The following is a 25,128-nucleotide window of genomic DNA, read 5'->3' on the forward strand; positions in this document are numbered from 1 at the left end:
TGCCCGTGTCCGGCGCCCATGGCTGATCCGGTTCCGCCACCCTCCGATCTGCCGGCGCCCTACGCCAGTCCCTGGGGCCAGCTCGGCAACGCCGCGCGGGCCGTGCTGGCGTCCCTGCGCCTGAAGCTGCGCGAACTGTGGCGTCGCAATGGGGAAGGCGACCTGTCGGTGCCGGGCTTCTGGCCCCAGGGCCTGGCCCCCCTGTTCTGGCCCCTGGTGCTGGCGGCCCTGCTGGCACTCGCCCTGGCCCTGGCGGGACAGGTCTGGCGTAGTCTCCCCCACCGTGCGGTGCCGACGACTGGTGAGGCTGCGGTTTCCCTGCCGCCGGCCCCGGCACCCCAGGGGGCCCCAACCATCACGGCGCCAGCCCTGGAGGCCCCGCCCCCCGTGGCGGTTCAGGAGCCCCCACCGGAGCCGGAGCCGGAGCCACCACCGCCCCTGGAACTCGACCCCCTCCTGGCCCTGCTGGCCCAGGACGATCCCGACCATCTGATCACCTCGGCCCATCCGGTGCCCGCCGAAGCCCGGCTGGTGCTGACCATGGCGCCGAGCTACACCGGCCTCAGCGAAGCGAACCGGCGGCGCTGGGCGGAGCGCTGGCAGCAGCGCGCCCTGGCCCTTGGCTACGAGCGGCTGGAGCTGGTGGACGGTCGGCAGCGGCTGCTGGCCCGCGCGGCCCTGGTGGGTTCCGGCATGATCCTGCTCGATCCCGGTGCCCCAGGCTGATGCCGCTGCCGTTCGCGTCCTTGCGCCAGCTATGGGGTGAGCCCCTGATGGCCCCCGGAACCAGCGCCCCGGAAGGCTTCGCCGGCGTGAGCACCGACAGCCGCGGCGCGCTGGCCGGTGCCCTGTTCGTGCCCCTGGTGGGGGAACGCTTCGACGGGCACCGCTTCCTGGCCGATGCTCTCGCCGCAGGGGCGGCGGCGGCCCTGGTGCAGAGGGATCGCCTGGCCGAGGCCCGCGTGGCGGAGCTGGTGGCCAGCGGCGGCGGCCCCATCTGGCTGGTGGAGGACACCCTGGTGACCTACCAGCAGCTGGCCCTGCTGTGGCGGCAACGGCTGGGGTTGCCGGTGGTGGCGGTGACCGGCTCGGCGGGCAAGACCACGACGCGGGAACTGATCAAGGCGGCCCTGGGCTCCCTGGGGCCGGTGGTGGCCAGCAGCGGCAACGAAAACAACGACGTGGGGGCGCCCCTCACCCTGCTGAAGGCCAACGAGGCCACGGCGGCCCTGGTGGTGGAGATGGGCATGCGCGGCCTGGGGGAAATCGATCGACTCAGCCGCTGCGCCGCACCGGACGTGGCCGTGATCACCAACATCGGCACCGCCCACATCGGCCGCCTGGGCAGCCGCGAGGCGATCGGCCAGGCCAAGTGCGAGATCACCGCCGGCCTGGGGCCGGAGGGGGTGCTGGTGATTCCGGCCGGGGATCCCCTGCTGGAGCTCTCCCTGGCCAGAGTCTGGGGGGGCCGGGTGGTGCGGGTCGCCCTGGAGGACGAGCGGGCGGGGTTCCCGGCCGGGACGCCGGCGCCGGACCTGGTGGGACGGCTGGAGGGCTCTTATCTCCACCTGGCCGGCGGGCCGAGCCTGGGGCTGCCCCTGGAGGGGCGCCACAACGCCCGCAACCTGCTGCTGGCGGTGGCGGTGGCCCAGGAGCTGGGCGTGGCGGCCGCGGCCCTCGTTGATCTGGCGGTGGAGTTGCCGGGGGGGCGGTCCCGACGCTGGAGCCTGGGCGGGGTGGAGCTGCTCGATGAGACCTACAACGCCTCACCGGAGGCGGTGCTGGCGGCCCTGGATCTGCTGGCCGCCACCGGCACCGCCGCGGGGGGCCGTCGCTATGCGGTGCTGGGCACGATGCTCGAGCTGGGGGAACGCAGCCTGGAGCTGCATCGGCAGGTGGCGGCCCGGGCCCGGGAGCTCGGCCTCGACGGGCTGCTGATCGTGGCGGCCGGGGAGGAAGCGCAGGCGATGGAGGCTGCCGCCGCCGGGCTGCCGAGCCTGCAGCGGGTGGCCTCACCGGAAGCGGCGGCCGAGGTGCTGCTCGACTGGCTGCAGCCGGGGGATCGGGTGCTGCTCAAGGCCAGCCGCGGGGTGGCGCTGGAGCGGGCGATTCCCCTGCTGCAGGCCGCCCTCGCCCCAACGGATTGAAGCCCGGGCCCCGTCCCCCCAGGATGGGGCTCCCAGCACTAGTGCCCCCATGGTGAAACCCGTGTTCGTGACCACCACCTTCACGATCGAGGGCTACAACATCACCGCCTACCGGGGCCTGGTGCGCGGCATCGTCGTGCGCTCCCCGACACTGGTGCAGGGTTTCCTCGGCGGGCTCAAGCAGATCGTGGGCGGCCGGATCGGCGCCTACACCGAAATGTGCGAGCAGGCCCGGGAGCAGGCCTACGAGCAGATGATCCAGCACGCCAGGGCCCTGGGGGCCAATGCGATCGTCGGCACCCGCTACGACGGATCGGAGGTGCAGGGCGGCACCGCCGCCGCCACCGAAGTGCTCTGTTACGGCACCGCCGTGGTGGTGGAACCCCGGCCGGGCGGTGGCGCGACTTAGGCCATCGGCAGGGGCATAGCGTCGATCCAACGGACGCTGGCCGATGACCTCCCCCTCCAACACCAAGCACCTCCGGTTCAGCTGGCGTCTCCTGGGGGCAAGCCTCGCCTCCCTGCTGGCGGGGGCGTGGATCCCCCTTCAAGCAGCCCCCCAGAACCTGCCGCTGCAGGGCAGCCGCTGGCAGCTGGTGGGGATCCAGTCGATGGATGACACCCAGGGGCTGAGGCGTCCGGCGGACTCCTCCCGCTACACCCTGACGCTCCAGGCCGATGGCCGGGCCGTGCTGCAGCTCGACTGCAACCGCGCCATGGGCAGCTGGCGGGTGGAGCCCAGCGCCGACCCCGGCAACGGTGGCTTTCGCTTCGGCCCCCTGGCCTCCACCAGGGCCCGGTGCCCGTCACCCAGCCTGGGGGAACCGCTGGCCCGCCAGCTTCCCTTGGTGCGGGGCTACCTGCTGCGGGACGGACGGCTGAACCTCAGTCTGCTGGCGGATGGCGGCATCCTCATCTGGGAACCACGCCCCTGATCGGCCCAGCGCAACCGTTTCAGCCCTCGCTCTCCAGCCGCCAGTGCAGCACCTGGCCGCCATGGAAGGGCACCAGGGCCATGGAGGCGCCGTCGCCGCCATGGCCGTGCAGACGCGGCGGCACCGTGTGGGCCTCCCGCACCAGGGTGATGGTTCCTTCGTTCAGGGGCAGTCCGTAGAAGGCGGGCCCGTGCAGGCTGGCAAAGGCCTCCAGCCGATCGAGGGCCCCCTCCTGCTCGAACACCGCCGCGTAGCTCTCCAGGGCGAAGGGGGCGTTGTAGATGCCGGCGCAGCCGCAGGCGCTTTCCTTGGCCGAGCGGGGATGGGGGGCCGAATCGGTGCCCAGGAAGAAGCAGGGCTCCCCCGAGGTGGCCGCCTGGCGCAGGGCCAGCCGGTGCCGTTCGCGCTTGGCGACCGGCAGGCAGTAGAAATCTGGCCGCAACCCGCCCTGGAACATGGCGTTGCGGTTGATGTGCAGGTGGTGGGGGGTGATGGTGGCGGCCAGGTTGGGGCCCGCCTGGCGCACGAAGGCGACGGACTCGGCGGTGGTGATGTGCTCCAGCACCACCTTCAGGCCCGGATGCCGCGCCAGCAGCGGCGCCAGGTGGCGTTCGATGAACACCGCTTCGCGATCGAAGATGTCGATCTCGGCGTCGGTCACCTCGCCGTGGATGAGCAGGGGCATGCCGATCCGTTCCATCGTGGCCAGCACCGCCTCGATCCTGGCCAGGTCGGTGACGCCGGCGGCGGCGTTGGTGGTGGCATGGGCCGGGTAGAGCTTGCAGGCGGTGAAGACGCCCTCGCCGTGGCCGCGCTCGATCTCCCCCGGATCAATCGTGTCGGTGAGATAGGCGGTCAGCAGGGGGGTGAAGCGGCTGCCCTCGGGCAGGGCCGCCCGGATCCGGGCGCCGTAGGCCGCGGCGGCCGCCACCGTGGTGATCGGCGGGCTGAGGTTGGGCATCACGATCGCCCGGGCGAAGCTGCGGGCCGTGGCCGGGGCCACCATCTGCAGCAGGGCGCCGTCGCGCAGGTGCACATGCCAGTCGTCGGGACGGCGCAGCCGCAGGCGCTGGGGCGGGACGGCGGCATCCGGCGGGCCCATGGCCGTCATCGGGGAAGCACCTTGTCGGCGTTGCCCGTGACCAGGTAACCGCTCAGGGCCAGCAACAGCACGCTCAGGCTGAAGAAGGCCAGGGACGGACCGTCCTTGATCGGCAGGGTGAGCATCGCCTTGAAGGCGGACACGATCAGCGCCACCACCAGCACCTTGACCAGTTTCTCCTTCAGCTGGTCGAGGTTGCGGATGTCCAGCAGGCCGCCGCCGCCCTGGTCATGCTCCCGGGCCGCCTCGATCGGGGAGATGAGCAGTTCATACACCCCATAGCCGAAGATCAGCAGGGCGATGCCGATCAGATAGAGATCAATCCCGGACACGATCGCCCCCAGCAGCTCGGCGACGAACTTCTTGTCGAGCTGATCCTGGTGGCCGAAGACCGCGAGGGCCTTGCCGATCTCGAGCGTGCCCAGCACGAAGGACACGACCGTGCTCACCAGGCTCATGACCACCGGCAGGATCGCGATCAGCCGGAGGCGCCAGAGCACCCGCTCGAAGCGCTGCTCCATCCGCTTGAGGCGTCCCTTGAGTGCGGAGGCCATGGGGCGGTGCTGCAATCGCCTAACCCTAGTCAGCGCCCGGTTCAGCGCCGCCGGCGTCCCAGCAGAAACACCACCGCCATCGCCAGATAGCCCAGGGCCCAGGGGGTGCCGCTGCCCCAGCCCGGATCCAGCACCGTGTCAGCCAGGGTGAAGCTCCAGGCATGGATCAGGCCCAGCCAGGAGGCGGCCGCGGCCACCAGGGCGCAGAGGGCGGCGGCGCGGAAGCGCTGCTCGATCACGTACACCAGCATCGCCGCCAGCAGCATCGCCGCCAGGATCTGGCCCTGCTCGAGGGCGAAGGCGCCGGCGGCCTACACGTCCGCCTGCTGCAGGGGCAGCAGGGCGTCGCGACCCTCCCAGAGGGCGCCGAGGCGGGGCACGGGCAGATGCAGACCCACCTGGGCGAGGTTGGCCTGCCAGGTGGGTCCATCCAGCCGCAGCAGGCCCGTGGCTGCGGCCAGGACGATGCCCACCAGCACCGCCAGCACGCCACCCGGCAGGGGCAGCCGGGCCTGGCCGAAGTAGGCCAGCAGGATCACCGCCAGCACCGCCAGTCCCACCACCGGGACGGCGTAGGTGCGCAGCAGGAAACCCAGCCCGATGTAACCCAGCGCGATGCCGGCCAGGGTGGAGAGCAGGGCCGCCCGGGGCAGCCAATGGCGCAGGGGGGCCACCAGGAAGGCGCCCCCCGCCTCGATCAGCCCCGAGCCGAGGCAGGCCAGCAGGCCGGCGCGCCAGGAGAGCTGGGCGGCCTCCAGAGGATCCAGTCCCTGCCCCACGGCCGCCAGCTTCACCGGCAGCATCACCAGGAACACGTAGGCGAACAAGCTGACCGTGTTGATGCCGTAGGGCAGGGCGGTGCGGTCGTCCCTGCCCTCGCGCCGACCCAGGCGGTGGGCCTGGATGGCATAGGCCACGTTGCCCACCGCCAGGCTGATGCCCGTGGCCGGCAGGATCGTGCCGAAGATCAGACCATCGGGGTACCCCAGCACGCCGCGGCAGAGGGCCACGATCAGCAGGATCTGGATCAGGTTGTCGAGGCCCAGCCCCAGGAAGCCGTCCAGGTCGCCGCGCACCCACCAGCGGGGGGACGGCCGCGGGACGGCTGCGGTGAGCTCAGCCACGGGGCAGCCCCGCCGGCACCCGATCCGGAAACAGCACCCCATCGAGGTGGTCGCACTCGTGCTGAACCACCCGGGCGTGGAAGCCCTCCACCTCCCGCTCGAACGCCTGCCCCTGGCCGTCGAAGCCGAGGTAGCGCAGACGGCGCCAGCGGGGCACCCGAGCGCGCCAGCCGGGCACGCTCAGACAGCCCTCCCAGGCGTCGTCGTCCCGGTCGTCGCCGAGGGGGGTGAGCACGGGATTGATCAGCACCGTCTCCGGGATGGGGGGCGCCTCCGGGTAGCGGGGGTTGTGGGTGATGCCAAAGATCACCACCCGCAGGGGCACGCCGATCTGGGGGGCCGCCAGGCCGGCGCCGTTGTTGGCGGCCATGGTGTCGCGCAGGTCGTCGAGCAGGGCCGGCAGGGCGGGGTCATCGAACCGTTCCACCGGCGCACTCACCTGGCGCAGGCGGGGATCTCCGATGGTGAGCACGTCACGGACGGCCATGGGCGCCTCAGGATCGGTCCCACTGTGCCGCCTTGCGGCCGCCCCGTCCGTACCATCCGCAGATGATGCTGCGCCCGGCGACGCGATGGCCGTGAGCTCCCTGCGGGTGGTCGTGCTCTGCTGCGACGGCCTCTACCAGCGCCACCTGGTGCGGCGGGCGGCCGAGGCGTTCACCCTGGTGGGCGTGGTGCTGCAGGTGTCGCCGCCGGCCAGCCGCAGCACGCTCTCCCGGCTGTCCAAGTACCGCCATCCCCTGCGGCTGCTGCGCCAGCTGATCGCCCGCGTGCTGCTGCGCCCCCACGACCGCCGCGGCGCCGCCCTGCAGCGGCAGCTCTTCCACCGGGACGGCGCCCCGCCCGAACTGCCGGACGGGGTGCCGGTGCTGGTCACCTCGGCCATCAACGAGCAGCGCACCGCCGATTTCCTGCGCCAGGTCGCCCCCGACATCGTGCTGGTGAACGGCACCCAGCTGCTGCGGCCCCCGGTGCTGGAGCTGATCCCCACCTTCCGCCACGGCCTCATCAACCTGCACACCGGGCTGTCGCCCTATTCCCGTGGCGCCAACTGCAACCTCTACATGCTCATGGAGGGGCATCCGGAGCTGGTGGGGGTCACGGTCCACCACATCGACCCCGGCATCGACAGCGGCGACATCATCCTGTCGGCCCACGTGCCGATGCAGCCCGACGACGACGTCGAGACCATCGAGGTGCGCAGCTTCCATGTCGGCATCGAGCTGCTGATCGAGGCGGCCCGCCGGCTCGAGGCCGGTACCGCCCCGCGGGTGCCCCAATGGGAGAAGGGCAAGCTGTTCCTGCGGCGCACCGGCTACATCTACGAGCCCTGGCAGCGGCTGCTGGCCAACCACCGCATCGGCCGGGGCCTGGTGCGCGACTACCTGGCCGACCAGGCGCGCCGCGACGGGGACGTGCGGGTGGTGCGGGGGGAGCAGCCATGAGCCGTCTGGGGCGGGCGGCCAACCGGGCGGCGGACCTGCTGTTCCTGCCGCCGCTGGATCGCCTCTGGCGCCGGCGTCTACACGGGAAGGTGCTGTGTCTGCTGTACCACCGGGTGGACGAGCCGGGCCGGGTGCCGTTCCTCGACAGCTTCGGGGTGCCGCCGATCCCCCCCTCCGCGCTGGCCGCGGAACTGGGTTTCCTGCAGCGCCACGGCGCCCGCTTCCTCACCTACGCCGATCTGCGGGCCGGCCGCTTCCCCACGGGCTCCGAGTTTGGGGTGATCGTCAGCTTCGATGACGGCCTGCGCTGCAACTACGAGGAGGGGATGGGCGTGCTCGACGGTCTGGGCATCCCGGCCGTGTTCTTCCAGTCCACCGCCATGCAGGCCGGCGGCGAGCTGGTCTGGGAGCATGCCCTCTACTGGTACGGCGCCCACCCCACCCTGGCGCTCCGGCTGGCGGAGCTGGCCCGCCAGCGCCTCGATCTGCCGGCCGATCTGGAGGGCGAAGCCCTGATCGCCCGGTTGCGGGATGGCACCCCCGTGGCCACGGTGCGCGAACTGCTTTCGGAGCTGGGGGAGCGCTGGGGCACGACCGACGAGCTGGTGGCGGCGGCCGATCGCCTCTACCCCAGCGAAGCCCACCTGCGCCGGGCCCGGGACGCCGGCCACGAGATCGGCAGCCACGGGCACCACCACGTCCCCCGCTGCAACATCAGCGCGGCGGAGTTCGAACAGGAACTGATCCGATCCAGCGCCGTGCTCGGGCGGGTGCTGGGGCAGCCGCCCCAGTCGTTCTCCTACCCCTTCAACAGCCATCTGCCCGGCGACGCGGAAATCTGCGGCCGCCACTACCTCCAGGTGGCCACCGTCGACGCCGCCCTGGTCACGCCCGCCACCCCGGCCCTGGACCTGCCCCGCTTCACCTGGCCGGGTCCCCACGCCAACCGGCTGCGCCGCCGCCGCTGGCTCTGCACCGGAACACTGGCCTGGCCAGGGAGATAGGGTCTGGTTTCCTTCCACGTTGCGATGGCCTGGCCCCTGGCCGTGTTCGACGGGACCATCAGCCTCACCACCCTGGAATCCCTGCTCCACGACTGGGGGTACTGGGTGGTGTTCGGCGCCATGCTGCTGGAGAACGCCGGGGTGCCCCTGCCCGGCGAGACGGTGACGCTGCTGGCGGGGTACGCGGCCGGCAGCGGCCAGCTGCAGGTGCTCGGGGTGATGGGGGCGGCGGCCGGCGGGGCGATCCTGGGGGACAACCTCGGCTACTGGGTGGGGCGCCGGGCGGGCTGGGGGCTGCTGCTGCGGGTCGGTCGGCTGCTGGGACGGACCCCGGAGCAGATGGAGGCCCTGCGGGAACGCTTCCTGCGCCATGCCGGCAAGTCGGTGCTGCTGGGCCGGTTCGTGGCGGTGCTGCGGGTGCTGGCCGGCCCCATCGCCGGGGCGGTGCACATGCCCTACCGCCGCTTCCTGCTGTTCAACATGCTGGGGGCCGTGCTCTGGGCCTCGACGATGGTGGGCCTGGCCTGGCTCGGCGGGCGCTGGATCCCCTTCGATCAGATGGTGAAGGGGGTCGTCGAGTTCGGCCTCGGCGCCCTGGTGCTGCTGGTGATCGTGCTGGTGGTGCCGAAGCTGGTGGCCCGCTTCGAGGAGGCCCAGCTGGAACGGGAGGCCGAGGAGCCCCCCGCCTGAGCGAATCGGGTCGTCAGATTCCTACAGCCCGAAGTGGCGGCAGATCAGCCAGGGCACCACCAGGGCCAGGCCGATCGAGAGGGGCGCCCCGTAGCGAGCCATGTCGAGGAAGCGGTAGCGGCCGGGGCCGAACACCATCAGGTTGGTCTGGTAGCCGATCGGGGTGAGGAAGCTCTGGCTGGCGGCGAAGGTGATCGCGAAGATGAAGGCCATCGGCGGCATCGCCAGCCCCTTGGCCAGTTCGGTGGCGATCGGGATCAGCAGCACCACCGTGGTGCCGTTGCTGAGCGCCTCGGTGAACAGCTGACCCAGCACGAACACCACCAGCAACACCCCATAGGCGGGCCAGCCCCTGAGGGACTGCAGCAGGTCGGTGGCCAGGGCCTCCGCCAGGCCGGTCTTCTGCATCGCCACGCTGAAGCAGGAGAGGGAGCCCAGCAGCAGGATCACGTCCCAGCGGATCGAACGCAGCAGTTCGCCGGAGCGCAGGCAGCCCGTGGCCACCATCGCCACCATCGCCAGCAGCACCGAGGCCATCAGCGGCAGAATCTTGAGCATCGGAAGCAGGATCATCAGGGCCGCGATCCCCATGCCGACGAGCTTGCGATCGGTGGTGGGCAGATCCTTCTCGAGCTCGTCGAGCAGCACCAGGTCGTTGTTGGCCTGCAGGCCGCGGATGGCATCCACCGGCGCCTGCAGCAGCAGCACGTCGCCGGCCTGGAGCACCACCCGGCCCAGCAGCTCGCGCAGCACCTGGTTGCCCCGCCGCACCGCCAGCAGGGTGGCGTTGTAGCGCTGCCGAAAGCGCATGTCCCTCACGCTGGCGCCCGCCAGGGTTGAGCCGTTGGGCAGCAGCACCTCCACCACCCGCTGGGGGGAGGTGGCCTCACCGGCCAGTTCGCGCAGGTCCTCCTCCTGCTCACCGATCGGCGCCAAGGTGACCGTGTGCTCCTGCTGGAGACGGAGCAGGTTGTCGCGGTTGCAGCGCAGCAGCAGCCGGTCGCCCGCCTGCAGGGGCAGGTCGGCGAGGGGTGCGCTGAAGCTGTCCTGGCCACGGTGCAGCTCCAGCACATCCACGTCGAAACGGCGCTGCAGCCGGCTGTTGTGCAGCGACTGGCCGATCAGCTCGGACTGCTCCGGGATCAGCACGTCGGTGAGGTAGCCATCCCGCGCGAGGCCGCCCAGCAGGTCCTCATCCCCCTGGCCGCGGTCGGGCAGTAGCCGGTCGGAGACGGTGAGCATGTACAGCCCCCCCAGCAGCCACACCGGGATGCCGATGGCCGTGAAGCTGAACAGTTCCAGGGAACCGAAGCCCAGCTGGCGGCTCACATCGCTGGCCAGCAGGTTCGTGGAGGTGCCGAGCAGGGAGATCGTGCCGCCCAGCACGGTGGCGAAGGACAGGGGCAGCAGCACCTTCGAGGGGGAGACGCCCCGCCGGTGGCACCAGCCCTCGATCACCGGCAGCAGGGTGGCCACGATCGGGGTGTTGGGGATGAATCCGGAGATGGGGGCCACCACACCCACCATCAGGGCGATCATCCGCTTGGGGCTGCGCACGGCGTCGGAACCGATCAGGGCCCGCAGCCGGTCGAGGCCACCACTGCGGAACAGACCGGCGGAAACGGCGAACAGCCCCATCAGGGTGATCAGGGCGGGGCTGCCGAAACCCTGCACCGCCTCATCGGGCTTGAGCACCTGGAAGCTGACCAGCAGGGCCGCCGCCAGCAGGCCGGTGACCTCCGGAGCCAGCCAGCCGGTGACGAACAGCACCATCGCCCCGACGAACACCGCCAGGGTGATGAGTCCTTCCGGGGTGGCGGCGACCGTGAGGAACGCTGGCATCGGGCCGTTCAGAGGTAGAAGCCGACCGTAGTGACGACCCGGGTGCCACGCTCGCGCAGGGCCCGCCGCAGAAGAATCGTCGACTGGTTGTGCAGCAGGTTCTCCCAGCGATGACGGGTGACGAACACCGGCAGCACCACCATGCAGAAGGCCTCCTGATCCTGGTGATGCTCGGCCTCAAAGCGCCGCACGAAGGCGACCACCGGGTCCACCAGGGAGCGGTAGGGGGACTCCAGCACCTCTAGGGGGATGTCCGGCAGCTGGCGGCTCCACTGCTCCCGGAAGGCCTCGGCGCGGCCACCGCCGAGATCCACATGCACGGCCACCAGGTCGCTGGCGTTGCTGCGGGCAAAGCAGAGGGCCTCGAGGCTGCCGCGGTGCAGCTGGCCCACCAGCACCACCGTGGGGATTCCGCCCCCGGCGGGCGGAGTGGCCGGTAAGGGCAGAGGCCCCTCGGTGGTCAGGCGCAGACGCCTGGCCACGGCGTCGTAGTGGGAGCGGATCCGCAGGTACAGCGTCACCAGCAGCGGAATCGCCACCACCACCACCCAGGCCCCATGGGTGAACTTGCTGATCAGAAGAATCACCGCCACCACGGCGGTGATCGCGGCGCCGATCCCGTTGATCAGCGCCCGGGAGCGCCAGCCCCGGTCCCGCAGCTTCCACCAGTGCACCACCATGCCGGCCTGGGACAGGGTGAAGCTGATGAACACGCCCACCGCATAGAGGGGGATCAGGCGGCTGACGCTGCCATCCACGATCACCAGCAGCAGGCCGGCCATGGCGCTGAGGGCAAAGATGCCGTTGCTGAACACCAACCGGTCTCCCAGGGAGCAGAGCTGGCGGGGCAGAAAGCCGTCCTGGGCCAGGAAGGCCGCCAGCCTGGGGAAATCGGCATAGGCCGTGTTGGCCGCCAGCAGCAGGATCAGCAGCGTCGCCAGCTGCAGCACGAACAACAGCGGGCCATCCCCGAAGATCCGATCCCCCAGCTGGTACAGAAGGGTGGGGCCGTTGTCCTGCACCACCAGCCCGCCCTGGCTGGCCAGGGCGCTGATGCCGCTGAACATCAGGGCCAGCATCAGCACCATCACCCCCAGCACCCGACGGGCGTTGCGCCATTCCACCGGCTTGAAGGCGGCGACGCTGTCGCTGATCGCCTCGATGCCGGTGAGGGCGGCACAGCCGGAGCTGAAGGCCCGCATCAGCAGCAGGGGGCCGATGGCCTGGAGTCCCTGGGTGCCCTGGTGGGCCGCCGCCAGCAGCCGTTGCTGCTCCGTCAGGGGCAGGGGGGGGAGCTGGCCCAGCCCCATCTTGATGAACCCCGCCACCAGCAAGGTGACGACGGCGCCCATGAAAAGGTAGGTGGGCAGACTCAGGAGCCTGGCGCTGGAGCTGACGCCACGCAGGTTGGCGAGCATCACGAGCAGCACCGCCAGCAGGCAGAGGGGCACCCGTGCCGCAGCCAGCCCGGGGAAATAGGAGGTGAGGGCGGCGATACCGGCGGCCACGCTCACCGCCACGGTCAGCACGTAATCGATCGATAGGGAGGCTCCGGCCACCAGGCCAGCCCCCTGGCCGAGGTTCTGCTGGGAGACCCGGTAGGAGCCGCCGCCCTGCGGGTAGGCCTTGATGGTCTGCCGGTAGCTGCTGGCCACCACCAGCATCAGACCCACGATCAGGGCCGTGATCGGCAGGGTGAACGGCAGGGCCGCCGCCCCGCCCATCCCCAGGACCAGCACGATTTCCTGGGTGGCGTAGGCGACCGAGGAGAGGGCATCGGAGCTGAGGATCGCCAGCGCTTCGGCGTTGCTGTAACGCTCCTCGTGATGGGCACTGGTGGGCAGGGGAGAGCCGATCAGCTGGCGCCGCAGGGTGTCGAGGCGGGACATGCCGGGTGAGCCCATCAATGAATGCCTTAGGACGCTAAGGGCCGTGGGCTGACCCGTCCTGCGCGTCCCACCCCGCCCGCTTCCGGCCTGGGCATGGATCGCCACGACAGGGCCGCTGGGGTCGACCGCTGGCTGGTGGTGTTCGGCCTGATCCCCCGGGGCCTGCCGGGGCTGGTGTTCGCCACCACGGCCCTGAACCAGGGCCTGATCGATCCGGTGCAGTTCTCCTCCCTGGTGCTGATGGTGACCATCACCACGGTGGTGGGACTGCTGCTGCTGGAGCGGCGCTTGCAACCCGGCGAGGCCGTCCTGGAAAGGGCGCACGGCTGACGAAATCCGCCGCAGGTTGTGATTAGTGTTTGGGCGATTTGTGAACCGCCGCGTTGAACAACGCCACCACCGCGAGCCACTGGCACGCCCTGGCACCGGAGGAGTGCATCAAGGGCCTGGAGGCCAGTGCCGACGGCCTGAGCACGGCCCAGTGCGCCGAACGGCTGGCCAGGGTGGGACTGAACCGGCTGGAACTCAAGGCCGGGCGCAGCAATCTGCGCATCCTCTGGGACCAGTTCAGAAACGTGATGCTGATCATGCTGCTGGCGGTGGCGGCGGTGTCCGCGGGTGTGGCCTACGCCGCCCAGCGCTTCCCCAAGGATGCGATCGCCATCGTGCTGATCGTGGGCCTCAACGCCCTGCTGGGGTACCTGCAGGAAAGCCGCGCCCAGCAGGCCCTGGAGGCCCTGCGAGACATGGCCCAGCCCCTGGTGACCGTGCGGCGCGACGGCATCTGGGAACGTCTGAGCAGCGAACAGCTGGTGCCCGGGGACCTGATCCGGGTGGAGGCCGGCGATCGGGTGCCGGCCGATGCCCGCCTGCTGGAGGTGGCCGAGCTGGGCCTGCGGGAGGCGGCCCTCACCGGCGAGGCCGAGGCGGTGAACAAGCTGGCCGAGCTGGTGCTCGATCCCTCCACCCCGGTCCTGGAACGGCAGAACTGTCTGTTCCAGGGCACCGAAGTGGTGCGCGGCCGCGGCTTGGCTGTGGTCAACGCCACGGGCATGCAGACCGAACTGGGCAAGATCGCCCAGATGATCAACACGGCGGGTGGCGAGACCACACCGCTGCAGGAACGGCTCGACGGCCTGGCCAACGTGCTGGTCGTATCCGCCCTGGCCCTCGTGGCCGTGGTGGTGCTGCTGGGCTGGCTGCTGGGCCAGGGCCTGCTGGATCTGCTGGAGGTGGCCCTGTCGATGGCGGTGGCGATCGTGCCGGAAGGGCTGCCGGCGGTGATCACGGTGACCCTGGCCATCGGCACCCAGCGGATGGTGCAGCGCGCCGCCCTGATCCGCCGTCTGCCGGCGGTGGAGGCCCTGGGTTCGGTCACGGTGATCTGCACCGACAAGACCGGCACCCTCACCCTCAACCGCCAGGTGGTGCAGGAGCTGCGCAGCGGCACCACAGCCCTGGCGGTCAGCGGCAACGGCTACGACCCCCATGGCGACTTCCACACCACTGAACTCACACCCCCCACCGGTGTTGAGGCCGGTCTGGCCCCTGGCGGCCGGATCCTGCTGCTCCAGGCCGGGGTCCTCTGCAGCGACGCCGAGCTCAAACAGGAACCCGACGGTCACTGGGAGATCCTCGGCGATCCCACCGAGGGGGCCCTGGTGGTGGCGGCCGCGAAGGCCGACCTGGATGGTTTCGCCCTGCGCAGCCACTACAAGCGGGAGGCCGAGATCCCCTTCAGCTCCGAGCGCCAGCTGATGGCGGTCTGGGTTCAGGACCAGGACGGCAGCCTGCAGGACCCCCTGGGGGAGACGGCGGCCGGCTCCACCACCTTGATGATCAGCAAGGGGGCCCCCGAAGTGATCCTCGGTACCTGTGATCGCTGGCTCGACGCCTCCGGTGTGGCCACCCTCAGCGACGCCCAGTGCCAGTGGTGGCTGGATCAGGCCCGGGATCTGGCCGCGTCCGGCCTGCGGGTGCTCGCCTTCGCCTGCGCCCCCCACCACCCCAGCCCCGAGCACGAACTGGAGCACCAGGTGCTGCTCGGGCTGATGGCCCAGCTGGATCCCGCCCGTCCCGAGGTGGCCGTGGCCGTGGCCCGCTGCCGGGAGGCCGGGATCCGCCCGGTGATGATCACCGGCGACCACCCCCTCACCGCCCGGGCCATCGGCGTCAACATCGGCCTGGTGGACCCCGGCGCCGAGGTGGTGCTCGGCCGGCAGCTGGAGGAGGCCGATGCCGAAGGGCTGGCCGCGATCGTCTCCCGCTGCAACGTGTTCGCCCGGGTGCCGCCCGAGCAGAAGCTGCGCATCGTGAAGGCCTTCCAGGGCCTCGGCCAGGTGGTGGCCATGACCGGCGACGGCGTCAACGACGCCCCGGCGCTCAAGCAGGCCCACATCGGCGTGGCCATGGGCATCACCGGCACCGAGGTGAGCAAGGAGGCCTCCGACATGGTGCTGCTCGACGACAACTTCGCCACGATCGTCAACGCCGTGGAGCAGGGCCGGCTGGTGTACGCCAACATCCGCCGCTTCATCAAGTACATCCTCGGCAGCAACGTGGGTGAACTGATCACGATTGCCTCCGCCCCGCTGCTGGGGCTGGTGGGGGTGCCGATGACGCCGATCCAGATCCTCTGGATGAACCTCGTCACTGATGGCGTCCCCGCCCTGGCCCTGGCCCTCGAGCCCGGCGAGGCCGGCCTGATGCAGCGCCCGCCGGCCGAACCCGGCGAATCGATCTTCGCCCGGGGGATCGGCAGCTACATCCTCCGCGTCGGCGTGGTCTTCGCCGTGATCACGATCACGATGATGGTGCTGGCCTCCAGGACCGGTGCCCCCTGGAAGACGATGGTGTTCACGATGCTGTGCCTGGCCCAGATGGGTCATGCCCTGGCGGCCCGCAGCGACCTGCCGCTGGTGCAGGTGAATCCCTTCACCAACCCCTGGCTTCTGGGGGCGGTGGTGTTCACCACGCTGCTGCAGTTGTCGCTGCTCTATGTCCCCGTGCTGGCGCAGTTCTTCGGCACCGTGCCCCTCTCCGCCCGTGATCTCGGCCTCTGCGTGGGCTTCAGTCTGGTGTTCTTCCTGTACCTGGAACTGGAGAAGGTGTGGCGGCTGTGGCGCCGCCGTCGCAGCGCCAACGCCTGAAGGATGACCCACCGCTCAGGGGCCGGGTCGCCGGCCTGGGCAGACGACGGCTCACTGATAACGACTGCTTGCAGTTCCCATAGGACATTCCTTCCCAGAAAGCCCACCACTCGTCAACGGGGATCTTAGTGTTCGCCACCACGCGGGCCATCCCCGGTCCCGATTGTTCTCCCGCCATGACCCTGTTCTTCGCCCAGACGGCCTGGCTGGTTCCGCTGTATCCGCTGGTGGCGTCCCTGCTGTCGCTTCTGTGGTCTCCGGGGCTGATCTCGCGCACGGGCCCACGCCCCTGCGGCTATCTCAACCTCACCCTGGTGAGCGTGGCGTTCGTCCATAGCGCCGCCGCCCTGATGGCGCTGCATTCCAATTCCGCCGCCGGTGCCGCTGCTCTCTACAAGCCCCTCTCCTTCGGCTGGACCTGGCTAGAGACCGCCGGGCTCAAGGTGAGCTTCGACGGCCTGATCACCGAGCCGGCCCTGATCGCGATGACGGTGATCACCGGCCTGCATGTGCTGGTGCAGATCTACGCCATCGGCTATCTGGAGATGGACTGGGGCTGGCCCCGCTTCTTCGGGTCACTGAGCTTCTTCGAGGCCGGTCTGTGCGCCTTGGTGCTCACGGACTCGCTGTTCTTCAGCTACGTGATCCTCGAACTGCTCACCCTCGGCACCTACCTGATCGTGGGCACCTGGTACAACCAGCCCCTGGTGGTGAAGGGCGCGAGGGATGCCTTCCTCACTAAGCGGATCGGCGACCTGATCCTGCTGGCCGGCCTGATCGCCCTGCTGCCGATCACCGGCACCTGGAACTTCCACGGGCTGCAGGCCTGGGCGGCCGATCAGATCAACAACGGCAACCCCCTGCCCCAGGTTCTGCCGCTGATCCTGCTGGCCTTGATCGCCGGGCCGATGGGCAAGTGCGCCCAGATCCCCCTGCACCTGTGGCTCGATGAGGCCATGGAGAGCCCCTTGCCATCCACCGTGCTGCGTAACTCGGTGGTGGTGGTGGGCGGCGCCTGGGTGCTGCTGCGGCTCGAGCCCCTGATCGAACTGAGCCCCCTGGTGCAGACCGTGCTCGTGATCGTGGGCGGAACCACCGCCCTGGTGGCCTCCCTGATCGCCCTGGCCCAGATCGATGTGAAGCGCGCCCTCTCCTTCCTGGTGAGCAGCTGGCTCGGCCTGCTGTTCGTGGCGGTGGGCCTGGGCGGCATCAGCGTGGCCGATCACCTGATGCTGGTGTATCCCCTGCCGATGGCGCTGTTGTTGATGGTGATCGGCGCCATCGTGATCACCAACGTCACCCAGGACCTCACCCAGCTCGGGGGCCTGTGGAGCAAGCGTCCGCTGATGGGCCTGGCCTTCCTCACAGGCGCCGCCGGCCTGATGGCCTTGCCGCCGTTCGGTGGCTTCGCCGCCCTGCGCGAGCTGATGGAGCTCACGGCCAAGAGCTCCCATCCGGTGCTGCTCGGTTGCCTGGTGCTGTTCACCAATGCCCTGATCAGCGCCGGCCTTATCCGGGTGTTCGGTCTGATCTGGGGAGGGCGTCCGTCGGTGTTCACCACCCGCTCCGCGGAGGTGCTGTGGCTGATGGCCCTGCCCACCTTCGTGCTCATGGGTCTGGTGCTGCACCTGCCCCAGCTGATGGTGATCAACGGCGTCTTCGCCCTGTCCCCCCTTCCGGGCTGGGGTCCGCTGGCGGTGCCCCTGCTGATCTCCACCCTCGTGGGCGGCGGCCTCTCGGCGGCGTTTTACCTGCGGCCCCACCCCCTGGCCCATCTGCCCGCCGCCCTCGGCGGCCTGCAGGACTGGCTGGCCCACGACATGCAGACCGAGCGCTTCTACCACCGCACCGTGGTGTGGCTGGTGGTGGCCCTGGCCCGGCTCAGCGCCTGGTCGGATGACAGGCTCATCGATGGCTTCAGTGGTGCCTCCGGGAGTGCCGCCCTCGAGGGTGCCCGCCGCCTCAGCTTCACCACCTCCGGCCGCACCCAGGCCTATGCCCTCACCCTCGTTCTCGGGGTGCTGCTGATGGCCGCCTGGCTGCTGGCCTCCGCCCCTTCCGTTCCGTCCGAACTCGTTCGCCCGTTCCGCTGATGGGATCGTCCTCACTCCTGCTTCTCCTGGCCGCACCCATGGCCGGCACCCTGCTGCTGCCCCTGCTGCCGGCAACCGTTCCTTCCGTTCGGGTCCGCGGCATCGCGGCCCTGTTCGGCGCCCTTCAGCTGCTGGTGGGCCTGCTCTGTTGGCAGCACCCCCCCGCCGACCTGCAGCTGTCCTGGCTGCCGAAACTCGGGCTCAGGCTCGATCTCGGTCTCGACGGGCTCTCGCTGCCGCTGGTGCTGCTCACCGCGCTGATCACCTCCCTTTCGATCCTCTCAGCAGCGGCGGACCAGTCCCGGCCGCGGCTGTTCTTCTCCCTGATGCTGGCCACCAACCTGGGTGTCGTCACGGGTTTGCTGGCCCGCAACGCCCTGCTGTTCCTCCTGGCCTTCGAGCTGGTGCTGATCCCGATCACCCTGCTGGTGGCGGTCTGGGGGGGCGAGAAACGGGCCGGCGCCGCGGTGCGTTTCCTGCTCTACAGCGCCGTCTCCGGCCTGGCCCTGCTGGCGGCCGTGCTGGCCTTCGCCTGGTTCAATCCCGCCGGTCCGCTCTTCGCTTTCGAGGATCTTCGCCAGGCCCAGTTCTCCCCCACGGCCCAACGCTGGATCCTGGCCCTGCTGCTGCTCTCCTTCGGCCTGAAGCTTCCCGTCTTTCCCCTGCACGGCTGGCAGCCCTTCACCTACGGCCAGGCCCCCACCCCGGTGGTGATGCTGCTGGCGGGCTCCGTCTCCAAGCTGGGCGCCTACGGCCTGCTGCGCTTCGGCGTGGGCTTCCTCCCGGACACCTGGGCCGCCTGGTCGCCATGGATCGCCGCCGCCGGTGCCATCAGCGCGGTGTACGGCGCCCTCAACGCCATCGTCCAGAGCGACATCCGCCGCCTGATGGCCTATAGCTCCCTCGGCCACATGGGCCTTCTGGTGCTGGGGCTCTCGGCCGCCACCCCCCTCAGCCTGCAGGGCGCGGTGGCCCAGATGCTCGCCCACGGCATCATCGTGGCCCTGCTGTTCGCCTGCGTGGGGCTGATCGAGCGCAAGACCGGCACCACCGCCATCCCCGAGCTGTCGGGCCTGATGAATCCGCTGCGCGGACTGCCCTTCACCATGGGCATGCTGCTGCTGGCCATGATGGCGGCCGCCGGCATCCCCGGCCTGGCGGGCTTCCCGGCCGAGCTGCTGGTGTTCGAGGGCAGCTGGACCACCTTCCCCCGCGCCACCCTGGTCAGCCTGATCGCCTCGGGCTTCACCGCCGTCTACGCCATCCGCCTGTTCAACAGGGTGGGCTTCGGCCGCCTCGACAACGAGCGTGCCGACTGGAGCTCCACCTGCTGGAGCGAGCGGGCGCCGGCCATGGCCCTCACCGTGCTCGTGATTGCAGCGGGCCTCTGGCCAACGGCCCTCACGGGCTGGAGTGAGACCGAATCCACTGGCCTGGCCCTGCGCTCCCAGCCGTTCCTCAGACGGGACGGCGCCCAGCCCTTCTCCCTCGTCGCCGTCACCCTCCCTACAGCCTCGGAGCTGCGCACCTCATGACGCCCCCCACCGCCACGGCCCCCGAGCCCGTCACCGCTCCCCTGATCCCGCCCTCCACCCATCGCTATGCCGATGTGATCCACCGGCTGGAGGCCGGCGGCTCGATGCTGCCGGACACGCCGGAGAACCTGATGCAGATCATCGGCATCTACAAGGCCTATGCCGTGCCAATGGACTTCTACTGGCGCGACCTGCTCTACATCGCCGAGCAGGTGTTCCTCGATCCCCTGCCGGCCTTCAAGTACTTTCCCAGTCAGGAGTATCTCGATCTCCCCAATTCCTACGCCGGCGATCAATCGAAGCTCCGCATCTGGCGCGGCGGTGAAAAGGCCCATCCTGAACTGCTGGCGTTCATGGAGAAGGGCGAAACCGGCAAGATGTCGAAGCTGCTCCATCACCTCTGGCACGACCGGATCAACATGGAGTTCGCCGAGGCCTGCATGGAGGCCATGCTCTGGCACCAGGGCATGGGCGGCCGCTTCTACGACTACCTCGCCAGTGATGCCTACCGGGCCAACGCCGATCGCGCCATCAAGGCCTACTTCCGCGGCAACCCCCTGATGCTCGGCCTCTATCGCCTGTTCCCTGAGATGTTCATGGAGCAGGTGAAGAAGATGAGCTACTACGCCAACCTCGGCCTGTTCTGGGAGGTGATGGCGCCGGTGTTCTTCGAGATGAGCGACATCTACGACGAGGGCGGCTTCAAGGGCGTTCCCGACGCCATGAACTTCCTGGTGAACGGCATCTTCGCGGTGGCGGGCCGGCCCATCTATCACCACGTTTACATCAAGGGTGAGTGTTTCGAGATCATCCCCAAGAGCGAAGGCTTCACCTGGCTCTATGAAGCGGCTCTGCCCTACGTGGAGGCGGTCTTCTATCGCACCGCCCCCTTCCGCGGCACCAAGAGCTACAACGCCCAGGCTTATCAGGTGCCTGCCGATCAGGCCGATTTCCACTACGGCATCCTCTATGCCGACGTGTTCCCCGTGGGCTCGGCCGGCATCCCTCCCACCCTGCTGATGCAGGACATGCTGCATTTCCTGCCCCCCTATCTCGTGGATCTGTACAAGACCCACAAGCGGGGTGAGGAGGATCAGCTGATCCAGCTGGGCATCACCTTCCAGCGCTCCATGTACAACGTCACCTCGGCGGTGATCCAGGCCCTGCGCTGCGCCCTGCTCTATCCCCTGGATGACACCGACCCCGTGCATCTGATGGCCAACCGGAAGTTCTTCGAAGCCCAGATGGACCGGTTCCTGCGGCCCGAGGCCCGCCTGCCCCAGATCCAGACCCAGGACTACCGCTAGGAGATCCCCATGGCCAACATCATCGAAACCGCCAAGGGAGCCGGCGTCTTCAGCACCCTGCTCACCGCCGTCGAGGTGGCCGGTCTCACCGCCGCCCTCGAGAGCCCCGGCCCCTTCACCGTCTTCGCCCCGGTCGACGACGCCTTCGCCGCCCTTCCCCCCGGCACGGTCCAGACCCTGGTGGACAACGTGCCCCAGCTGGCGCGGATCCTCAAGTTCCATGTGCTCTCCGGGGCCTACCTGCGGGAGCAACTGGTGACGCAGCCGGAATGGGAGAGCCTGGAGGGGGCACCGGTGGCGATCCGCCGGGCCGAACCCTTCGAGGTCAAGAACGCCACCGTTGTTTCCGCCGACATCGTCTGCGACAACGGCATCGTGCACGTGATCGACCGGGTGATCCTGCCGGGATGACCAGAGCGGGCCTGCTGGGGCTGGCGGTGGTCGGTGCCCTTGTGGGCTGCGCCGCCGGCAACGGGGACCCCGGCAGCCCCACCATGGCCAAGATCCGTGAACGGGGACGGCTGGTCTGCGCCGTGGATGGGGCGGTGCCGGGGTTCAGCACGGTGGACCCCGGCGGCGCCTTCGTGGGCATCGACGCCGACTTCTGCCGGGCGGTGGCTGCCGCGGTGCTGGGGGATCCGGCCAAGGTGGAGTTCCGGCCGGTGACGGCGGGGGAGCGCTTCGTTGCTCTCAACAGCGGCGAAGTCGACCTGCTCTCGATCAGCTCCACCCACACCCTCAGCCGCGACGCCCCCGGCGGCAACGCCCTCAGCTTCGGACCTGTCTTCTTCTATGACGGCCAGGGGGTGATGGTGCCCGCGGCCAGCGGCATCCGCCGCCTGCGGGACCTGGCCGGCAAGCCGATCTGCGTCGAGAGCGGCACCAACACCGAGCTCAACCTGGCCGATCGCATGCGGGAGCTGGGGGTGGCCTACCAGCCGCTGCGCTTCCAGTCTGGCGAGCAGGCCTACCCCGCCTACGAGCAGGGCCGCTGCGCCGCCATCACCAGCGACAGCTCCCTGCTGGCGGCCAAGCGCAGCGGCTTCAAGGAGCCGGCAGCCCACGTGCTGCTGCCGGAGCTGCACAGCAAGGAACCCAGCGCCAAGGTGACGATCCAGGCCGATCCGGCCTGGGCCGATGCGGTGCGCTGGATCAGCCACACCCTGGTCCAGGCGGAGGAGAGCGGCCTCACCCAGGCCAACGTCGAAGCCCGCCTCGCCGCGGCCCGGCGGGACCCCAGCCAGGCCGAAGCGCGCCGCTTCCTGGGGGTGGAGGGGGATTTCGGCCGCCAGCTGGGCCTTCCCGCCGACTTCACGGTGCAGGTGGTGCAGGCGGTGGGCAACTACGGCGAGCTGTTCGAGCGGCACCTGGGCAGCGCCACCCCCCTGGGCCTGGAGCGGGGCCTCAACCGGCTGTGGAACAAGGGCGGTCTGCACATCGCGCCCCCCTTCCGCTGAGGAGGTTCCGGGCGGCCTACCTGCGCCGGCCCGCACCTGCAACAATGCGGCCACCTTAAGGAAGCAAGCATGCTCTGGAACCGGACCCGCACCCTTGGGGCGTCCCTGCTGGCCGCCGGCCTGCTCGCCGGTTGCGCCGGGGAAGACGGCGGCGTGCAGAGCCAGAAACTCTCCACGATCACGGGGCGGGGCAAGCTGATCTGCGGTGTGGAAGGCAAGCTGCCCGGCTTCAGCTTCGTGGGCCCCGACGGCAAGTACCTCGGCCTGGATGTGGATGTCTGCAAGGCGGTGGCCGCCGCGGTGCTGGGGGATCCCGACAAGGTGGAGTACCGCGACCTGAACTCCAGCGAGCGCTTCGCCGCCCTGGCCAGCGGCGAGGTGGACCTGCTCTCGCGCAACACCACCATGACCCTGAGCCGCGATGCGGCCGGCGGCAATGGCCTCAGCTTCGCCCCCACCACCTTCTATGACGGCCAGGGCGTGCTGGTGCCGGTGGCCAGCGGCCTCAAGGACCTCAAGGGCCTCGCCGGCAAGCCGATCTGCGTCGAGAGCGGCACCACCACCGAGCTCAACCTGGCCGACCGGATGCGGGAGCAGAACATCCCCTACACGCCGCTGAAGTTCCAGACCAGCGACCAGACCTTCGCCGCCTACCTGGGTGATCGCTGCGTGGCCGTCACCAGCGACCGCTCCCAGCTGGCGGGCAAGCGCACCAGCTTCCCCAAACCGGATGCCCACACCCTGCTGCCGGTGGTGATGAGCAAGGAGCCCCTCACCCCCGCCACCACCAACGGCGATCCCGCCTGGGCCGATGCGGTGCGCTGGATCGTGTTCGGCCTGATGCAGGCCGAGGAGAGCGGCATCACCCAGGCCAATGTGGACGCCAAGCTGGCCGAAGCCAAGGCCAACACCAACCAGGCCGATCTGCGCCGCTTCCTGGGGGTGGAGGGTGACTTCGGCAAGCAGCTCGGCCTGCCCCCCGACTTCGTGGTCAAGGCGGTGAAGGCCGTGGGCAACTACGGCGAGATCTTCGATCGCAACGTGGGTCCCGCCTCCGCCCTCAAGCTTGACCGGGGCCTCAACCGCCAGTGGAAGGACGGCGGCCTGATCTACTCTCCGCCCTTCCGTTGATGGCGCCGGTCCCCCCCGCCGACCCGACCCCATCGCCCCTGCCTGCCCCCAAGCCGCCCTGGTGGCGCGACCGCCGCGTCATTCCCTGGGTGGTGCAGGCCGTGGTGGGTCTGCTGGTGCTGCTGCTGATCGCCTTCCTGCTGGGCAATCTGATCCGCAACCTGACGGCGGCCGGACTGCTGCTGAGCTGGCGCTGGCTGCAGCAGCCGGCCGGCTTCGACATCTCGGAATCGGTGATTCCGTTCAATGCCCAGCTGCCCTACTGGCGCGCCCTGGCGGCCGGTCTGGTCAACACGATCCGGGCCGTGCTGGTGGGCCTGGTGGGGGCCACCCTGCTGGGCACCCTGGTGGGCATGGCCTCCTTCAGCCACAACGGCCTGCTGCGGCGGCTGGCCCGGGTCTACGTGGAGGTGGTGCGCAACATCCCCCTGCTGCTGCAGCTGGTGTTCTGGTACTTCGTGGTGTTTCTCACCCTGCCGAACGGCCTGGCGGCGATCCAGCTCCCCGGGGTGGTGCTGGCCAAGTCGGGGCTGTACATCGTCGGGCTGGGCGAGGGACTGCGCTGGATGGGTCCCACCCTCGTCAACGGGGTGTGGCAGGCGCCGGTGCGCCTGAGCGTCGAATTCGGCGCCCTGCTCACCGGCCTGATCGTGTATTCGGGGGCCTTCATCGCCGAGGTGGTGCGGGGCGGCATCGCCGCCGTTCCCAAGGGGCAGTGGGAGGCGGCCTCCTCCCTGGGACTGAGCTGGTTCGCCACCCTGCGCCGCATCGTGCTGCCCCAGTCCCTGCGGGTGATCGTGCCGGGGCTGAACACCCAATACATCTCCCTGGCCAAGAACTCCTCCCTGGCGGTGGCGGTGGGCTACACCGACCTCTATTCCGTGGCCGAAACCACCCTCAACCAGACCGGACGGGCCGTGGAGGTGGTGCTGGTGCTGCTGGCGGCCTACCTCACCCTCGACCTGCTGATCTCGGCCCTGATGAACGGCCTCAACCACCTGGTCCAGATCCGGGAGCGCTGACATGAAATTCCAGCTACGGCGGCTGCGCGCCGAACTGTTCGCCACCCCCGCCGACGCGGTGCTGAGTCTGGCCCTGATCACGCTTCTCGGCTTTGGGGCCTTCGGCTTCCTGCGCTGGGCCCTCACCCAGGCCCAGTGGGCCGTGGTCAGGGTGAACAGCACCCTGTTCGCCGTGGGCCGCTATCCGGTGGAGCAGCAGTGGCGCCTCTGGCTGCTCACTGCCCTGCTGGTCGCGGCCAGCGGCGCCACCTGGGGCCTGCTGCGGGCCCACCCCCGCCCCGACCGCACCGGGGTGCTCTGGCCGCGCAACGACCGGCTGGCCGTGGGGCTGCTCGCCCTGATCGCCCTGGCCGTGCCCTTGGCCCTCGGGCTGACCCTCGCCATCCAGGCCCGCTGGTGGGGGCTCACCCTGCTGCTGGCGCTCTGCCGCTGGCTGGCCGGCCGCTACGGGGCGACCCTCTCCCCCACCGGCCGGCGGCTGGCGGCCCTGGTCTGGCCGGTGCTCTACCTGGTGGGCATGGTGCTGATCAGCGGTGGCCTGGGCCTGGTCACCGTCTCCCCTTCGGAATGGGGCGGACTGATGCTCACCCTGCTGGCCTCCAGCTTCGCGATCCTTCTGTGCTTCCCGATCGGTGTGCTGCTCGCCCTCGGACGCCGCAGCGACCTGCCGCTGCTGCGCTGGGGTTCGGTGCTCTACATCGA

At 70.0% G+C, this 25,128-nt stretch carries 21 protein-coding genes and 2 pseudogenes; 17 read left to right on the plus strand and 6 right to left on the minus strand.

Annotated features, from left to right (window positions below; all coding sequences use genetic code 11):
• The first annotated feature begins 18 nt into the window (after nucleotides 1–18).
• The 4 genes from KBZ04_RS14145 to KBZ04_RS00335 are packed head-to-tail and all read left to right on the plus strand — an operon-like array spanning nucleotide 19 to nucleotide 3,082.
• Nucleotides 19–726 carry a hypothetical protein gene (locus tag KBZ04_RS14145; protein ID WP_261350698.1) on the plus strand — a complete coding sequence of 236 codons (708 nt, stop codon included), beginning with the start codon at nucleotides 19–21 and terminating at the stop codon, nucleotides 724–726.
• A complete protein-coding gene (murF, locus tag KBZ04_RS00325) occupies nucleotides 726–2,147 on the plus strand; it encodes a UDP-N-acetylmuramoyl-tripeptide--D-alanyl-D-alanine ligase (RefSeq protein ID WP_254989925.1) in 1,422 nt (473 codons plus the stop codon). Before KBZ04_RS14145 ends, murF begins: the two co-directional genes overlap by 1 nt.
• Before the next feature lie 49 nt (nucleotides 2,148–2,196).
• Entirely contained in the window at nucleotides 2,197–2,556 is a 360-nt protein-coding gene (locus tag KBZ04_RS00330) for a YbjQ family protein (RefSeq protein ID WP_254989927.1), read from the plus strand.
• 43 nt (nucleotides 2,557–2,599) lie between these two features.
• A complete protein-coding gene (locus tag KBZ04_RS00335) occupies nucleotides 2,600–3,082 on the plus strand; it encodes an META domain-containing protein (RefSeq protein WP_254989929.1) in 483 nt (160 codons plus the stop codon).
• Between the two features lie 19 nt (nucleotides 3,083–3,101).
• Here KBZ04_RS00335 and pyrC read toward each other — a convergent pair whose 3' ends face one another.
• The 4 genes and pseudogenes from pyrC to def all read right to left on the minus strand — a co-directional run bounded on the left by pyrC (nucleotide 3,102) and on the right by def (nucleotide 6,349).
• On the minus strand, nucleotides 3,102–4,193 hold the full coding sequence (pyrC, locus tag KBZ04_RS00340) for a dihydroorotase (protein ID WP_254989930.1): 1,092 nt from the start codon (nucleotides 4,191–4,193) through the stop codon (nucleotides 3,102–3,104).
• The gene (locus KBZ04_RS00345; protein ID WP_254989931.1) at nucleotides 4,190–4,738 is read right to left on the minus strand and encodes a YqhA family protein; all 549 of its coding nucleotides are present in this window, start codon (nucleotides 4,736–4,738) and stop codon (nucleotides 4,190–4,192) included. Before KBZ04_RS00345 ends, pyrC begins: the two co-directional genes overlap by 4 nt.
• A gap of 41 nt (nucleotides 4,739–4,779) precedes the next feature.
• Nucleotides 4,780–5,904: pseudogene (locus KBZ04_RS14150) on the minus strand (hypothetical protein).
• Nucleotides 5,855–6,349, minus strand: coding sequence for a peptide deformylase (gene def / locus KBZ04_RS00360; protein ID WP_254989933.1), 495 nt, complete (start codon nucleotides 6,347–6,349; stop codon nucleotides 5,855–5,857). Before def ends, KBZ04_RS14150 begins: the two are co-directional and overlap by 50 nt.
• Nucleotides 6,350–6,434: 85 nt before the next feature.
• On the opposite strand from def, the gene KBZ04_RS00365 reads away from it, so the two are divergent.
• Genes KBZ04_RS00365 through KBZ04_RS00375 form a run of 3 tightly spaced genes read left to right on the plus strand, consistent with a single transcriptional unit; the run spans nucleotide 6,435 to nucleotide 9,001 of the window.
• Nucleotides 6,435–7,307 (plus strand): formyl transferase, encoded by an 873-nt coding sequence (locus tag KBZ04_RS00365; RefSeq protein ID WP_254989934.1) that lies wholly within the window; start codon nucleotides 6,435–6,437, stop codon nucleotides 7,305–7,307.
• Entirely contained in the window at nucleotides 7,304–8,311 is a 1,008-nt protein-coding gene (locus KBZ04_RS00370) for a polysaccharide deacetylase family protein (RefSeq protein ID WP_254989935.1), read from the plus strand. Before KBZ04_RS00365 ends, KBZ04_RS00370 begins: the two co-directional genes overlap by 4 nt.
• A gap of 24 nt (nucleotides 8,312–8,335) precedes the next feature.
• Nucleotides 8,336–9,001 (plus strand): DedA family protein, encoded by a 666-nt coding sequence (locus tag KBZ04_RS00375; protein WP_254989936.1) that lies wholly within the window; start codon nucleotides 8,336–8,338, stop codon nucleotides 8,999–9,001.
• A gap of 21 nt (nucleotides 9,002–9,022) precedes the next feature.
• On the opposite strand, the gene KBZ04_RS00380 is transcribed toward KBZ04_RS00375, so the two are convergent.
• Nucleotides 9,023–10,843: an SLC13 family permease gene (locus KBZ04_RS00380; protein WP_254989937.1), complete on the minus strand. Its 1,821-nt coding sequence runs from the start codon at nucleotides 10,841–10,843 to the stop codon at nucleotides 9,023–9,025.
• A gap of 8 nt (nucleotides 10,844–10,851) precedes the next feature.
• Nucleotides 10,852–12,732 (minus strand): APC family permease, encoded by a 1,881-nt coding sequence (locus tag KBZ04_RS00385; RefSeq protein ID WP_254989938.1) that lies wholly within the window; start codon nucleotides 12,730–12,732, stop codon nucleotides 10,852–10,854.
• A gap of 93 nt (nucleotides 12,733–12,825) precedes the next feature.
• Between KBZ04_RS00385 and KBZ04_RS00390 the strand changes: the two genes are divergently transcribed.
• From KBZ04_RS00390 to KBZ04_RS00435, 10 genes and pseudogenes are all read left to right on the plus strand, one after another.
• On the plus strand, nucleotides 12,826–13,062 hold the full coding sequence (locus KBZ04_RS00390) for a hypothetical protein (protein WP_254989939.1): 237 nt from the start codon (nucleotides 12,826–12,828) through the stop codon (nucleotides 13,060–13,062).
• Nucleotides 13,063–13,115: 53 nt separating this feature from the next.
• The gene (locus KBZ04_RS00395) at nucleotides 13,116–15,881 is read left to right on the plus strand and encodes a cation-translocating P-type ATPase (RefSeq protein ID WP_254989940.1); all 2,766 of its coding nucleotides are present in this window, start codon (nucleotides 13,116–13,118) and stop codon (nucleotides 15,879–15,881) included.
• A 176-nt stretch (nucleotides 15,882–16,057) separates the two neighbouring features.
• Entirely contained in the window at nucleotides 16,058–17,974 is a 1,917-nt protein-coding gene (locus tag KBZ04_RS00400; protein WP_254989947.1) for an NAD(P)H-quinone oxidoreductase subunit F, read from the plus strand.
• The gene (locus tag KBZ04_RS00405; RefSeq protein ID WP_254989941.1) at nucleotides 17,974–19,509 is read left to right on the plus strand and encodes an NADH-quinone oxidoreductase subunit M; all 1,536 of its coding nucleotides are present in this window, start codon (nucleotides 17,974–17,976) and stop codon (nucleotides 19,507–19,509) included. Before KBZ04_RS00400 ends, KBZ04_RS00405 begins: the two co-directional genes overlap by 1 nt.
• Nucleotides 19,506–20,816 carry a CO2 hydration protein gene (locus KBZ04_RS00410; RefSeq protein ID WP_254989942.1) on the plus strand — a complete coding sequence of 437 codons (1,311 nt, stop codon included), beginning with the start codon at nucleotides 19,506–19,508 and terminating at the stop codon, nucleotides 20,814–20,816. The genes KBZ04_RS00405 and KBZ04_RS00410 overlap by 4 nt, the downstream gene beginning before the upstream one ends.
• 9 nt (nucleotides 20,817–20,825) lie before the next feature.
• Nucleotides 20,826–21,227 carry a fasciclin domain-containing protein gene (locus KBZ04_RS00415; protein WP_254989943.1) on the plus strand — a complete coding sequence of 134 codons (402 nt, stop codon included), beginning with the start codon at nucleotides 20,826–20,828 and terminating at the stop codon, nucleotides 21,225–21,227.
• On the plus strand, nucleotides 21,224–22,273 hold the full coding sequence (locus KBZ04_RS00420; RefSeq protein ID WP_254989944.1) for an amino acid ABC transporter substrate-binding protein: 1,050 nt from the start codon (nucleotides 21,224–21,226) through the stop codon (nucleotides 22,271–22,273). The genes KBZ04_RS00415 and KBZ04_RS00420 overlap by 4 nt, the downstream gene beginning before the upstream one ends.
• A gap of 69 nt (nucleotides 22,274–22,342) precedes the next feature.
• Nucleotides 22,343–23,404 carry an amino acid ABC transporter substrate-binding protein gene (locus KBZ04_RS00425; RefSeq protein WP_254989945.1) on the plus strand — a complete coding sequence of 354 codons (1,062 nt, stop codon included), beginning with the start codon at nucleotides 22,343–22,345 and terminating at the stop codon, nucleotides 23,402–23,404.
• Complete coding sequence (locus tag KBZ04_RS00430; RefSeq protein WP_254989946.1) at nucleotides 23,404–24,426, plus strand: ABC transporter permease subunit; 1,023 nt, start codon at nucleotides 23,404–23,406, stop codon at nucleotides 24,424–24,426. The genes KBZ04_RS00425 and KBZ04_RS00430 overlap by 1 nt, the downstream gene beginning before the upstream one ends.
• 1 nt (nucleotide 24,427) lies before the next feature.
• Nucleotides 24,428–25,128, plus strand: a pseudogene (locus KBZ04_RS00435) (amino acid ABC transporter permease); the annotation flags it as partial.

It is taken from the genome of Cyanobium sp. N5-Cardenillas, assembly GCF_024345515.1.
GTDB lineage: Bacteria > Cyanobacteriota > Cyanobacteriia > PCC-6307 > Cyanobiaceae > Cyanobium.